The 12,211-nt window shown below is 59.9% G+C and carries 12 protein-coding genes and 1 pseudogene; 5 read left to right on the top strand and 8 right to left on the bottom strand.

Translation table 11 applies throughout. The features are described from left to right. Positions 1-102 precede the first annotated feature (102 nt). A complete protein-coding gene (locus ACHPFG_RS19620) occupies positions 103-513 on the top strand; it encodes a hypothetical protein (protein WP_431700206.1) in 411 nt (136 codons plus the stop codon). Here the strand turns inward: ACHPFG_RS19620 and ACHPFG_RS19615 are convergent. Next, positions 510-671, bottom strand: a complete 162-nt coding sequence (locus ACHPFG_RS19615) for a hypothetical protein (protein WP_162844269.1) — start codon at positions 669-671, stop codon at positions 510-512. The genes ACHPFG_RS19620 and ACHPFG_RS19615 overlap by 4 nt on opposite strands. Before the next feature lie 211 nt (positions 672-882). On the opposite strand from ACHPFG_RS19615, the gene ACHPFG_RS19610 reads away from it, so the two are divergent. Continuing rightward, a complete protein-coding gene (locus ACHPFG_RS19610; RefSeq protein ID WP_431700205.1) occupies positions 883-1,545 on the top strand; it encodes a C39 family peptidase in 663 nt (220 codons plus the stop codon). A gap of 65 nt (positions 1,546-1,610) precedes the next feature. Here ACHPFG_RS19610 and ACHPFG_RS19605 read toward each other — a convergent pair. The 5 genes and pseudogenes from ACHPFG_RS19605 to ACHPFG_RS19585 form a co-directional block, all read right to left on the bottom strand. Continuing rightward, positions 1,611-1,784, bottom strand: a pseudogene (locus ACHPFG_RS19605) (VIT1/CCC1 transporter family protein); the annotation flags it as partial. Positions 1,785-1,797: 13 nt separating this feature from the next. Continuing rightward, a complete protein-coding gene (locus ACHPFG_RS19600) occupies positions 1,798-2,787 on the bottom strand; it encodes an FAD:protein FMN transferase (protein WP_431703499.1) in 990 nt (329 codons plus the stop codon). Continuing rightward, positions 2,777-4,957, bottom strand: a complete 2,181-nt coding sequence (locus tag ACHPFG_RS19595; protein ID WP_431700204.1) for a PepSY domain-containing protein — start codon at positions 4,955-4,957, stop codon at positions 2,777-2,779. The genes ACHPFG_RS19600 and ACHPFG_RS19595 overlap by 11 nt, the downstream gene beginning before the upstream one ends. Positions 4,958-4,982: 25 nt before the next feature. Then, positions 4,983-5,453: a DUF2271 domain-containing protein gene (locus ACHPFG_RS19590; RefSeq protein WP_431700203.1), complete on the bottom strand. Its 471-nt coding sequence runs from the start codon at positions 5,451-5,453 to the stop codon at positions 4,983-4,985. A gap of 83 nt (positions 5,454-5,536) precedes the next feature. After that, positions 5,537-5,860 carry a PepSY domain-containing protein gene (locus ACHPFG_RS19585; protein WP_431700202.1) on the bottom strand — a complete coding sequence of 108 codons (324 nt, stop codon included), beginning with the start codon at positions 5,858-5,860 and terminating at the stop codon, positions 5,537-5,539. 131 nt (positions 5,861-5,991) lie between these two features. Between ACHPFG_RS19585 and ACHPFG_RS19580 the strand changes: the two genes are divergently transcribed. The 3 genes from ACHPFG_RS19580 (at position 5,992) to ACHPFG_RS19570 (ending at position 10,038) form a co-directional block, all read left to right on the top strand. Then, positions 5,992-6,657 carry a response regulator transcription factor gene (locus ACHPFG_RS19580; protein WP_431700201.1) on the top strand — a complete coding sequence of 222 codons (666 nt, stop codon included), beginning with the start codon at positions 5,992-5,994 and terminating at the stop codon, positions 6,655-6,657. Positions 6,658-7,102: 445 nt separating this feature from the next. Further along, positions 7,103-8,533 (top strand): IS1182 family transposase, encoded by a 1,431-nt coding sequence (locus tag ACHPFG_RS19575; RefSeq protein ID WP_431700200.1) that lies wholly within the window; start codon positions 7,103-7,105, stop codon positions 8,531-8,533. Between the two features lie 164 nt (positions 8,534-8,697). After that, a complete protein-coding gene (locus ACHPFG_RS19570; protein ID WP_431700199.1) occupies positions 8,698-10,038 on the top strand; it encodes an ATP-binding protein in 1,341 nt (446 codons plus the stop codon). Between the two features lie 156 nt (positions 10,039-10,194). Here ACHPFG_RS19570 and pbpG read toward each other — a convergent pair whose 3' ends face one another. Then, the gene (gene pbpG / locus ACHPFG_RS19565; protein ID WP_431700198.1) at positions 10,195-11,118 is read right to left on the bottom strand and encodes a D-alanyl-D-alanine endopeptidase; all 924 of its coding nucleotides are present in this window, start codon (positions 11,116-11,118) and stop codon (positions 10,195-10,197) included. Positions 11,119-11,325: 207 nt separating this feature from the next. Then, entirely contained in the window at positions 11,326-12,180 is an 855-nt protein-coding gene (gene folD, locus ACHPFG_RS19560) for a bifunctional methylenetetrahydrofolate dehydrogenase/methenyltetrahydrofolate cyclohydrolase FolD (protein ID WP_090402619.1), read from the bottom strand. Positions 12,181-12,211: the final 31 nt, after the last annotated feature.

Here is a 12,211-nt window from a genome sequence, read left to right as displayed (position 1 = left end):
GATCGTTTCATATGCATTCATTTGTTCTGCAACACGTGGTTGCCCAAGCTTGCACCCCATCGGACGACTTGTCTTTTTACTGATGTTCTTTGGAGCCCTGCCATGTCACTCAAACCTTTATTGTTGATCCCCGCCCTGGGTGCTGTTTTGTTGTTGTCGGCCTGTGCCGGCCCGATCCCCAAGGCGGACCCCAGCGAAGCCTGGATCGGCTTGAAAGAAGAAGCGCCGAACGACCTGATGGCCGAACGTGTGGACGGCAAGCGTGTAGATGACGGGCGCTTTTTCGAAGTGACCCCCGGGGATCACCGCTTGGACGTGACGTTATTCGAGGAAGAGGCAGGCGACGACAACCAGCAGGACTGCCAGGGCCGGGTCGAGTACAAGGATTTCAAGGCGGGTGAGCATTACACCCTGGTGGAGTCGAGCCTGGGCACCACCGTGCGCGCATCCCTGAGGGATGGGCACGGTAAGGAAGTTGCGGCGACTCAGGATTTCAATTGCATGCCTGGCTAGGCGTGGTGCACCGCCGCTCTATGGGGCTTGGCAGGTGCCGCAGGTTTGACGTGGGGGTGGTGGTGCCGACGGGTAATGCGCAACACCCCCCACAACATGGCGCCGGCTACCGCCAGCCATCCGCAGATCAACAGGAAAATCGTTGTTGCAAGGCTCATTTTGGCCTCCTTTCGCCCCGCAGGGGGCACACACAGTCTTCTCAATGGACAGTCTAGCTACCCGGTGGTTGCCTGCTATTGACCAATGGTCGTGTTCGTCCAACTCGTTTGCTCTATCCGCGACGCTTTACTGAGCCTATGGGCTATACCCGCGTGGCAGAGCGTCCTATGATCAGGGCCCTCACCGGCAGTTGATCAAGAGAGTAAAAAATTGCGGTTACGGTCGAACCTTAAAACATCCTTGTTGCTGGCCTGTGCCCTGGGGCTCGCGGCCTGTTCCGGGCACCCGTCGAAACTTCCGGGCCTGCCGGAACGTGTCGAACTCAATGGTGTGCCGACCTTTCGCAGCGAGGCTTATCAGAGCGGTCCTACAGCGTTAGCCAGCATGCTGTCGCAACAAGGCATTGTGATGACACCGGGCTTGCTGGATAAGCCGTTGCATTTGCCGGGCGGTGAAGCGGACCTGGAGCGCAACATGCAGGTGCTGGCCCGTGAGTACGGGCTGATGGTGTACCCGCTGGATGCCAAGCTGACCGCGGTACTGGCGCAGGTGGCGGCGGGTTACCCGGTGATGGCGCGGATTGGCGGAGGCCTGTTGTCTGACGCGCACTACGTGGTCGTGGTGGGTTTCAACCAGCAGAAAAGCACGGTGCTGTTGCGCTCAGGCATGGACCGACGCCTGCTGATGAGCTTCAGCGACTTTGAGTCGAAGTGGAATAGCGCCGGGCACTGGGCCATCCTCACCCAGCGCCCGAGCCAATTGCCAGCCAATGTGGATGCACAGCGCTGGCGGGATTCGGCGAACGCAACGGCCCAGGCCGGGCAGGAGCGGGCGGCGGCGCAGGCGCTTAAAGTGTTGGCCGAAAGAAAGTAAAACCAACTGCGTCCACTCCATGGGGCGCGGGTTTTGCGCTAGGCCACGGTGCATATAAATGTGGGCAGGCTCGCTGTGCCGGTGACGATCAGCGAGGCATGGCTGGCGTTGGCGGCGGCTACGCCGATCAGCAGGCTGGCGGTTGGAACGATACCGTCATTGGCCCCCAGGACTGCGGCGCGCAGCCAGCCGATACGGTCACTGCGGTGGTATTCGGTGTGCCGGTGCATGAATTTCATGGCGGTGCGGGACTCACGTTCGTGGGTGGGCTTGGGGCGGACGGCTTTCAATCTGCGCCTGCAAAATGCCGCCGACAATGGATATCTCTTTGAGCTGGTCACCCTCGCGCAGCACGAATAGTGCGTCCAGCCCGCGTACCTGGGCCAGGCGGGGGCCTTCGATCTCGCCCAGTACCATCAATGCCGTGGCCCAGGCATCGGCGAGCATGCACGAGGTTGCTACCACCGTGACGGCCGCGACCGTATTGCACAACGGTGCGCCGGTGGCCGGGTTCATGGTGTGGGCATACTGTCGTCCCTTGACGTCAATCCAGTGCCGGTAGTCGCCGGAAGTGGCGATGGCCGCATCGCTGAGTTCTATGACCCCCATCACTTCACGCTGGCCCCGGCACGGTTTTTCTACGGCCACGACCCAGGGTTGAGCATCCGGCTTGACGCCTCGCGCACGCATCTCGCCATCGATGCCGACCAGGTAACGGGTCAGCCCTAAGCCATCCAGGCAGCGTGCCAGTTCGTCCACGCCAAAGCCTTTGGCGATACCGTTGAGGTTGAGCTTGAGCGGCGCGCGTTTACACACCAGATGGCGTTGCGGGTCCACCGTCAACGCCCCATTGGCCGACAGAATTTGGCGTGGCGGCGAGGCGTCGATGGTCTGCTCGGTGACTGATGGTGCGCCGGGCCCGAAGCCCCAGGCGTCAACCAGATCACCGACGGCAATGTCGAAAGCCCCGCCGGATTGCTCGCTGACTCGGAGCGCGGTGGTCAGCACCGTAGCCAGCTCTTTGGGCACCGGTACCCATGCCCCCTCGGAAGCGGCGTTGAGGCGATTGAGGTCGGAGTCGGGCTTCCAGGTGGACATCTGCTGGTCCACCCGGCTCACGGCCTGGGTCAGGCTGCGGTTGATCGCGTCGGTGTCGATGCCGGGTTCGGCATAGAACACGGCGGTGTAGCGGGTGCCCATGGTCTCGCCGTTCAGGCTGTAGCGTTGGGTCTCAGTACACATCTTCACGGTAGCGTCCTTGTGTCTTGAGGGTTTGCACACTCAGGTTAAGCGGCATGAGCACTTCATCCAGGGCGTGCATCACGCCTTTGGCCATGTCGCGGCTGCCACACACCAGCACCTGGGCGCCTTTTTCAATCAACCGCCGCAATGCCAGGGCATCGCTGATCAATCGGTCTTGCACATAGCTGCCGTCTTGCACCTGGGAAAACGCGGCGCGCAACGTGGTCAGGCGGCGGTCGGCCAGGTAATGCTTGAGCTCTGGTTCATAGAGGAAGTCCGAGGCCGGATTACGCCCGCCCCAATACAGGTGCATCGGGTGTCGGGCTTTGTTGTTGCGAATAAAACCGGCCAGGGGGCCAATGCCGGTGCCCGCACCAATCAGGATCACCGGGTGCGCGCCCGATGCCGGACGAAATTGCGGGTTGGGCTGGATAAAGGCATCGATCGACGCGCCGATCGCCAAGCCATGCAGGAAGCCTGAGCACAGGCCGTCCTCGTGTTTGCGCACGCAAATCTCCAGCACCCCGTCGTCGCTGCTGCTGGCCAGCGAGTAAAAGCGTGGCAGCGGACTACTGGGTGGGTAGATGCCGACCAGGTCGCCGGCCTGGAAGCGCGGCAGTTTGCCGCGCGCCTTGAACCGCAGGACGTGGGTCGGGGCCTGCACTTGCTCGCCATAGACGGTGCGTTCCGCCAGCATCAGTTGATGGGTGTGCCGACGTTCGGGGCTGTGGACCAGTTTCAACGGCTGCCCCAGGACTTCGCCCAGGTCCAGGCCCCAGCGCGCGAACGCTTGAGAAGACTGGCGGTTGATGGTTTCCAGTGGCAATAACGCCACGCCGCTGGCCTGCTCCATGGCGGCCTGTACCGTGTGAGCGTACTGACAGAATTGCGCGAACTGTCGATCGCCAAAACCCAAGACGGCAAAGGGCAGGTCGGGTTTGATCCCACAGTGCGCCAGCAGCTTCAGGAACTGTGTGGCAGAGGCGGGCGCGTCGCCGTCGCCGTGGGTTGCCGTGAGGATTACCACCCGCTGCGCGCTGCGGTAATCCCCCTGCCATTCATTCATCGCTGCGCTGTGCACCTGATGACCGGCCTGGTGCAGCGCGTCATGCAAGGCACTGGCAAAGCCCCAGGTGGAGTTGTTTTCACTGCCGACCAGAATCACGCTGTCGGCGCAGTGGGCGGGGCTGTTATGGCGAATGTGCGGGCCGGCCTTGCGGCGACGCCACCACAGCAGAACACCGGTCACGCTCATTAACGGTACGCTCAGGGCGCTGAGGCCAAGGAGCAAGCCCAGCCACCAAAGGCTTTCTCCGGTATGCAACTGATAGATCAATTGATAAAGGTTGTGCAGTGGGTCATGGGCTTGATACGACAACAGCGCGCCGCTGATCGGGTCCACGTAGCCGTCGCCCTGGGCCGTGCGCAGGGAAAACACATCCTGGGGGTTGCCGGGGCTCGGGTACACCAGCTCGCGCAAGTCATTCAGGTCGGTGGCCTGCAACGCCTGCAGGTTGGCCACGGGCTGTGCCGTGCCCGCGCTGGTGCTGGCCGGGAAGGCTGGTTCAGACTGACTGCCGTCGGCGATCAAACCAAAGGTCGTGGCCGACATGTAGAACCCACTCAAGGCCGAGAGCAGCAGCCCGAGCAGGGCCAGGCGCCCGATTTCGGCATGCCAGCGCTGGCTGAATGTGCCGCGCAGCGGCCGCAACAGGTTGCGCAGGCCACCCAGGCGGCGGGCCAGCAACAATGCGCCGGACACTGAAAGCATCAACATGAAGAGTGCGCCGACACCGCTGACCCCATGACCTGCGGTGCCCATGAACAGCGAACGGTGCAGGTCTTTTACCCAGCGCGAAAATGCCGATGGCTCATAGGGGCCGAGCCCTAGCCCGGTGAGTGGGTCGACTGTTTGCGCACCAGCCTGGCCGTCCTGGTTGTAGTAGATGGTCAGCGTCCCGGAGGGGCTGCGCTGGATCTGCTCCACCCCCGGAAAGTGCTTGGCAATGCGTCCTGCCAACTGGCCGACATTGAGCTGCCCGGTCGCAGTCGATGTGCTGTGCAGGCGTTCCAAAGCCGGATTGACGGACAAAACCGCACCGCTGATGGCCAATATCATGACCAAGAGGGCGGCGATCAGACCGGGCAGTGAATGGAACTGGCGAAGCATGTTCAGCCTCCAGAAAGCGCAATGGCTACAGGTCGTAGGTAAAGGACTCGACATAGATGTTGCCGCTGACCGGCTTGCCCGAGCCGCTCGATGTCAGGGGAACACTGACGTCGGCACGGCTATCGCGTTTGTCTTCCACGGCGCTGTCGATACGGATCTGATACCCGGCGTCGATCAAGGTGTCGGCCAGTTCCACGCTGACGTTGAGGGTGCGGCCGCTGCCCACACTGGCGCCGCTGAGCCCGTCAAACTCACTTGGCTTCATGCCGCTGCCGCGCGCCCAGTCGCTCAGGTGCCGGTAGTACTTGGCCTTCTTGCCGGCGACCCACAGGGTCTTCTGGTATTGGCCGTTGGCATCGGTGAGATAAATCGCCAGGTACGCACCGTTGCCGCTGTAGTCCTTGAGCTGGGTGGTCAGGGTCACTTCGCGGGCCTGGGCCAACCCCGGCAGGGCAATGGCGCCGGCGAGGCAGGTTGCAGCGATTAGCTTTTTCATAAAATTCTCCTGATTGAGCAGTGTGGCGAGAGCCTGGACCTGCTGGCTGACAGCAACCTGAAAGCCGTGGGAAAACGTGAAGATCAGTGCGCTTCAGGGCGGTTGAGGTAGTCCCGGGCGTCGCCGCTGTCGCCAAAATGGATTTCCAGTTTGCGCAGACGAAGGGAGGCCGGTGTATAGCTGGCTTCGATTGCATTGCCTTTACGGTCGGTGCCCTTGAGCTCGTAACAGCCGTCGTCGACCTTGATGCGCTGCACGCTCCAGCCATATTGCTGCTCCACTTGCTGGCGCAGGGTTTCGCGTGGTTGCCAGTCGCTGACCGGCTCGCTGCAATCATCATCGGCCAAGGCGTATCCACCGAGCAGGACGCTCAACAATGCGGTGCTGGTAATAAAAGCTGATTTCATGATCTGTCTCCGACCGAGTTGGCATGTACGGCATACCCTAAGTCGCATTCCTGACAACCAGCTGAATCTTCAGATTCACGTCAGGTAAGGCCGCTAGGGTGCTGCACGACAACCATCAGAGGAGGTGACAGATGCGGGTTTTATTGGTGGAGGACGCGCCAGGATTGGGGGAGGCGGTGCGCGAACAGATCGCCGATGACGGCCACGCGGTCGACTGGGTGCAGCTACTGGATCACGCCAGAGCCAGCGTGCGCACCACGCCGTATGACCTGATCCTGCTGGACCTGATGCTACCCGACGGTCGCGGGCTGGACTTTTTGCGCGAACAACGTTCGGCCGGCAATGTGACCCCGGTGATAATCCTCACGGCCCAGGACCAGATATCCGATCGCATCGCCGGCCTCAATGTCGGTGCCGACGATTACTTGGTCAAACCATTCGACCTGTTTGAGCTTTCGGCCCGGGCGGCCGCTGTGGCCCGGCGTTACAGCGGAAACCCCAACCCGCAGATCAAGCTCGGTGAGCTACAGATTGACCTGAGCGCGCGCACCGTACAGCGCGCCGGCGTCACCATCGACCTGACGGCGCGCGAATGGGCGTTGTTCGAGGCGTTTGTGCAGCGCCCTACGGCGTTGCTGTCGAAGGGCCAGCTCGAAGAGCGCTTGTATGCCTTTGGCGCGGAAATCGAGAGTAATACCATTGAGGTCTATATCAGCCGCCTGCGTAAAAAGCTGGGACGCGAGCTGGTGGAAACCGTGCGCGGCATGGGGTATCGGTTGATGGCCCAGAGTGTGTAAAAACGTATTCGATCAGCAGCATCGTAAGGCGCGGGGTCAAACCACGTTCTGTGTAGATGCCCGACAGACCGAAAACCATCGAACGATGGGGTCGTCTAAAACCAGTGCTCGTTCATTTTCGAAAGAAACTCTGGGTTAACCGGCGCGCTGGATGCTGAGCCGATGACCGCGTCAATCCCACACTTCGGACACAAAGCGGTGGTATCCAGATCGACCCACTCTGTGATTTCTGCGGACGAAAACACACTTAAGCAGTAAAAACAGCCACAACGATCACTTGCTTCAATTTGGGCTCGGTGATTTTTACAAAATCGGTGCGCTGAAATTACATCCATGGGTAAGCCCTTCAACTTCAAATTCAGTAGCATATCGTGCTTACGTCAGAGTACGTGAAGACCCGGCTAACGTTGCTATGATTACCCAAAGTGTTAACGCAGGATTGCCCATGAAACGTTTCATTCAAGGTGAGCATCGCGGACAAAGCACTTTGCTTCCCGAAAGCCTTGACGACTACGTCAGTGACACAAATCCGGTGCGAGTAGTCGACGTTTTCGTCGACGAACTCGACCTGGTCAATCTACGTTTTGAAGGCGTCATTCCAGCTGATACCGGCCGACCTGCTTACCACCCCGCAATCTTGCTGAAGATCTACATCTACGGCTATCTCAACCGCATTCAATCGAGCCGGCGTCTTGAACGAGAAGCCCAACGCAACGTCGAGTTGATGTGGCTGACAGGGCGTTTGATGCCCGATTTCAAGACCATCGCCAACTTCCGAAAAGACAACAGCAAGGCCATCCGAGGCGTCTGCCGCCATTTCGTGGTGCTGTGCCAGCAGTTGGGACTGTTCGGAGAAAATCTGGTTGCCATTGACGGCAGTAAATTCAAGGCCGTCAACAACCGCGACCGCAATTTCACCAGCGCCAAGCTGAAGCGGCGGATGGAAGAAATTGAATCGAGTATCAATCGGTACCTGAATGCGCTCGACGAAGCCGATCGGCAAGAACCCTCGATTGCTCAGCCCACGGCTGCTCGTCTGCAAGAGAAAATCGACAAGCTCAAAGCTCAGATGAAAGAGTTACGGGTCATTGAAACTCAGCTCAACGAATCGTCGGATAAACAGGTCTCACTGACCGATCCAGACGCCCGCTCCATGATGACTCGCGGCACGGGCATCGTCGGTTACAACGTGCAGACAGCGGTCGATACCCAGCACCATTTGATCGTTGCGCATGAGGTGACCAACGTCGGTTACGACCGCGACCAACTCAGCTCGATGGCCAAGCAGGCCCGCGAGGCGATGGCGTCAGAAACGCTGTCGGTAGTGGCTGACCGAGGTTACTTCAAAAGCGAAGAAATCTTGGCTTGTCACGATGCAGGAATCACTGCCTATGTGCCTAAGCCGATGACCTCTGGAGCCAAGGCAGACGGGCGCTTTAATAACGATGCCTTCATCTATGACGCGGCAAAAAACGAATACATTTGCCCGGCTGGAGAAACACTGATCTGGCGCTATACCAACGTTGAAAAAGGCCTGACGTTGCACCGTTACTGGAGTTCGAAATGCCGGGGCTGCGTAATGAAACCGCAGTGCACACCGAGCACGGAACGACGGGTTCGGCGCTGGGAGCATGAAGCCGTACTGGAGGAAATGCAGAATAGGCTGAGCAACGCGCCGGAAATGATGCGGATCCGAAAACGAACGGTTGAGCATCCCTTCGGGACGCTCAAGCAATGGATGGGCGCGACGCACTTCCTGACCCGAAAGCTTAACGGGGTGAGTGCAGAGATGAGCCTGAATGTGCTCGCCTACAACCTGAAACGGGTGATGAAAATCATCGGCACCACTGGCTTGATGAAAGCGTTAACGGCGTAAAAACCGGTCTTTTTTACCCCATCCGAAGGACCTTAAGAGGCTACTGAGCCGTTTTAACTGTTCTTGAAAACGTCGTGGCCTTGATCAGTTTGCAAAACCCGAGCACGGTCTCCTGGCGTCGCTATAGAAAACCCGATTTAGCGTTTTTACACACCCTGGGCCGTATGAAGTCGTCGATCAGCCTGCAAAAGCGTCTGGGCTTGGGGTTGACCCTGGGCATGACCGTGCTCTGGCTGGGGGCGACCGTCGCGGCTTGGCAGGTGGTGCAACATGAACTCAACGAGACATTCGACAGTGCGCTGGAAGAGACCGCGCAACGGATCCTGCCCTTGGCCGTGCTGGAAATCAGCAATCGTGAAGAGCCCCGGACCGCGCAGCATGTTGCCACCCTGAAAATGCACAAGGAATACCTGGCGTACGTGGTGCGCGACGCCCAGGGCCAGATTCTGATGCAATCCCATGACGCCAACCCGAAGATCTTCAACGAACACCCGCGCGAGGGGTTCTCCACCACGCGAAAATACCGGCTGTATGGCGCGAGTGCACTGCGCAGCAGCCTGTTCATCGAAATCGCCGAGCCGCTGAAGCATCGCCATGAAGCCGCGCGGGAAGCCTTGTTGGCGTTGCTGGTGCCGTTACTGGCGCTGATCCCCATCAGCCTGCTGGGCACTTGGTTGTTTATACGCCTCAGTCTGCGCAGCGTATTGGCCTATCGCCGTGCCGTAGAAGCTCGTGGTGCAGGGGATTTGTCGCCGATCCGCGTGGCGCGCCTGCCGGCTGAAATCGACCCGTTGGCCGACGCGGTCAACCGCCTGCTGGAGCGCTTGCGCAAGGCATTGGAGGCCGAGCGCAGTTTCACCGCCAACAGCGCACATGAGTTGCGCACGCCGCTGGCGGCGACGTTGGCGCAGATTCAGCGCTTGCGCCAGGAAGCGCCGGAAGGCCCGTTGCGCGTGCGAGCGCTAAAGATCGAACACTCCCTGCGCGAGTTGGCGCGGCTATCGGAGAAGCTTATGCAGTTGGCCAAGGCTGAGGGCGGCGGGCTGCTGTCCGAGGCACCCCAGGATCTGATTCCCTTGCTGGCCCATGGGGTCGATGAGTGGAATCGCAGCAGCGGGCAGCGCATTCGCTTGCACCTGCCCACTGAGTGCAGCGTGTACTGCGCGATCGACCCAGACGCGTTCGGGATTCTGCTGCGCAACTTGATCGAGAACGCCTTGAAGTACGGCGCTACTGACCAACCTATCGACGTCAGCCTCACGGACCAGGCGTTGCTGCGTGTAGTCAATGGCGGACCCGCCGTCCCGGGAGCGGTGCTGCGGCGCCTCACTGAACGCTTTGTACGCGGCAGCAGCGAAGCCAGCGGCACAGGGCTGGGTTTGGCAATTGCCCAGGCGATCGTGCAGGGGATCAAGGCGCGTATGACCCTGGCGTCGCCAGCGACCGACAGGCAGGACGGATTTGAGGTGGGTATTCAGTTTGCGTGCCTGCCGTCTGTTGAATGAGGTGGCGTGACGCTTTTGAGAGGAGATTGGGCGAGACGGATACCTGACTACAGCGTTTATCCAGAGCGTCAACTGAGGGGCAAGCCCTGCTTTTGGTGGTGCGTCCATATAAAAAGCCCCGAGCAAATCGGGGCTTAGGGGCTTTAGGCGGGGTGTTTAGCGACGGACTTCTGCGGCGTTCGGACGGCTTTTCAGGTTTTTGTCAGCCTTGTAGCGCAACGCGACGTCCGGCACCGAGCCACCCTTGCCGGTCTCGACCCAGCTACGGATTCGGCTGGCATCGGCAAAGTGGGTGAATTTGCCGAAAGCATCCAGGATCACCAGCGATACCGGACGGTTACCCATGCTGGTGACCAGCACCAGGCAATGACCGGCCTGGTTGGTAAAGCCGGTCTTGGTCAGCTTGATATCCCAGTTGGCGCGGTTGATCAGGTGGTCGGTGTTAGAGAAGCCCAGGGTGTAGTTGGGCTTGCGGAACGCCACGGTCTTTTCCTTAGTCGTGCTCAACTGGCTCAGCATCGGAAATTTTTGCGCATAGGCCAGCAGCTTGCTCAAGTCGCGGGCGGTGGACACGTTGTGGATCGACAGGCCGGTGGGCTCGACATAATGGGTGCTGGTCATGCCCAGGGCCTTGGCCTTGGCGTTCATCGCAGCAATGAAGGCCGCGTAGCCGCCCGGATAGTGGTGCGCCAGGCTCGCGGCGGCACGGTTTTCCGATGACATCAGGGCGATCAGCAACATCTCCTTGCGCGGCATCTGGCTGCCGATTTTCACGCGGGAGAACACGCCTTTCATTTCCGGCGTGTCGGTGATGTTGATGTCGATGTACTCGTCCATGTTCTGCTTGGCTTCAAGCACGATCAGGCCCGTCATCAGCTTGCTCACCGAGGCGATAGGCACCACCACGTCGGGGTTGCTGGCGTAGATGACCTTGTTGGTTTGCAGGTCCACCAGCATGGCGCTGCCGGAAGCGATCTGGAGTTTGGATGGATCCCGCGGCGCCAGGGCGGATTCGGCAGCGTGTGCAAAGGTGCCGGTGAAAGCAAAAAATAGGCTGACAATAGAAAGACGAATTTTCACGCGGATGAACTCGCTAAAAAGTAAGAAATACCGTTGGGAAACGGGTTTTGTGACAAATGGCGTTACATTTTAGGAGTATGGACGAGAGACTGTCGAATGTTCTTCTAAAACCAGACGAAAGTGCTTAAAAACTAAGAAAAAACAGGTTTTCTTCCGGGCAATAAAAAGCCCTGCGATAAGGCAGGGCTTTTTCAGTACGGCTGGTTATTAACCGTGCAGGGTTTCTGCGGCGTACAGGGTGTTTTCCAGCAGGCAGGCACGGGTCATCGGACCAACGCCACCCGGCACCGGGGTGATCCAGCCGGCGCGGGGCAGGGCGGTCTCGTACACCACGTCGCCGACCAGCTTGCCGTCTTCCTGGCGGTTGATGCCCACGTCAATGACGATGGCGCCTTCCTTGATCCATTCGCCCTTGACCAGGCCTGGCTTACCGGCGGCCACGACGACCAGGTCGGCACGGCCAACGTGGCCTGCGAGGTCCTTGGTGAAACGGTGGGTCACGGTGACGGTGCAACCGGCCAGCAGCAATTCCATGGCCATGGGGCGGCCCACGATGTTGGACGCGCCGACGATGACGGCATCGAGGCCGTACAGGTCGACACCGGTGCTTTCCAGCAGGGTCATGATGCCTTTGGGCGTGCACGGGCGCAGCAGCGGGATACGCTGGGCCAGGCGGCCGACGTTATAAGGGTGGAAACCGTCGACGTCTTTGTCAGGGCGGATGCGCTCGAGCAGCTTGGACGCGTCCAGGTGCGCGGGCAATGGCAATTGCAGGAGGATGCCATCCATCGCCGGGTCGTCGTTGAGGCTGTCGATCAGGTCGGTCAGGGCCTGCTGGGTGGTGTCGGCAGGCAGGTCGTAGGCCTTGGAAATAAAGCCGACCTCTTCACAGTCTTTACGCTTGTGCGAGACATAAACCTGAGAGGCAGGATCGCTGCCGACCAGGATCACCGCGAGGCCAGGCGTGCGCAAGCCTTGCTGGCTGCGCTCGGTGACTCGTTTGGCGATCTGCTGGCGCAGGCTGGCGGCGATTGATTTGCCGTCGATAAGTTGTGCAGTCATTACGCGTGATTAACCATCGAGAGGGGGAGGA

The organism is Pseudomonas sp. BR20 (assembly GCF_050780135.1).
Lineage (GTDB): Bacteria > Pseudomonadota > Gammaproteobacteria > Pseudomonadales > Pseudomonadaceae > Aquipseudomonas.
The sequence above is the reverse complement of the archived record's forward strand: the minus strand, read 5'-3'. Positions and strand labels throughout refer to the sequence as shown.

Coding starts and splice junctions, on each gene's coding strand:
- ACHPFG_RS19620 (WP_431700206.1), top strand. CDS start 103: ATGTCACTCAAACCTTTATTGTTGATCCCCGCCCTGGGTGCTGTTTTG.
- ACHPFG_RS19615 (WP_162844269.1), bottom strand. CDS start 671: ATGAGCCTTGCAACAACGATTTTCCTGTTGATCTGCGGATGGCTGGCG.
- ACHPFG_RS19600 (WP_431703499.1), bottom strand. CDS start 2,787: ATGTGTACTGAGACCCAACGCTACAGCCTGAACGGCGAGACCATGGGC.
- ACHPFG_RS19595 (WP_431700204.1), bottom strand. CDS start 4,957: ATGCTTCGCCAGTTCCATTCACTGCCCGGTCTGATCGCCGCCCTCTTG.
- ACHPFG_RS19590 (WP_431700203.1), bottom strand. CDS start 5,453: ATGAAAAAGCTAATCGCTGCAACCTGCCTCGCCGGCGCCATTGCCCTG.
- ACHPFG_RS19585 (WP_431700202.1), bottom strand. CDS start 5,860: ATGAAATCAGCTTTTATTACCAGCACCGCATTGTTGAGCGTCCTGCTC.
- ACHPFG_RS19580 (WP_431700201.1), top strand. CDS start 5,992: ATGCGGGTTTTATTGGTGGAGGACGCGCCAGGATTGGGGGAGGCGGTG.
- ACHPFG_RS19575 (WP_431700200.1), top strand. CDS start 7,103: ATGAAACGTTTCATTCAAGGTGAGCATCGCGGACAAAGCACTTTGCTT.
- ACHPFG_RS19570 (WP_431700199.1), top strand. CDS start 8,698: ATGAAGTCGTCGATCAGCCTGCAAAAGCGTCTGGGCTTGGGGTTGACC.
- folD (WP_090402619.1), bottom strand. CDS start 12,180: ATGACTGCACAACTTATCGACGGCAAATCAATCGCCGCCAGCCTGCGC.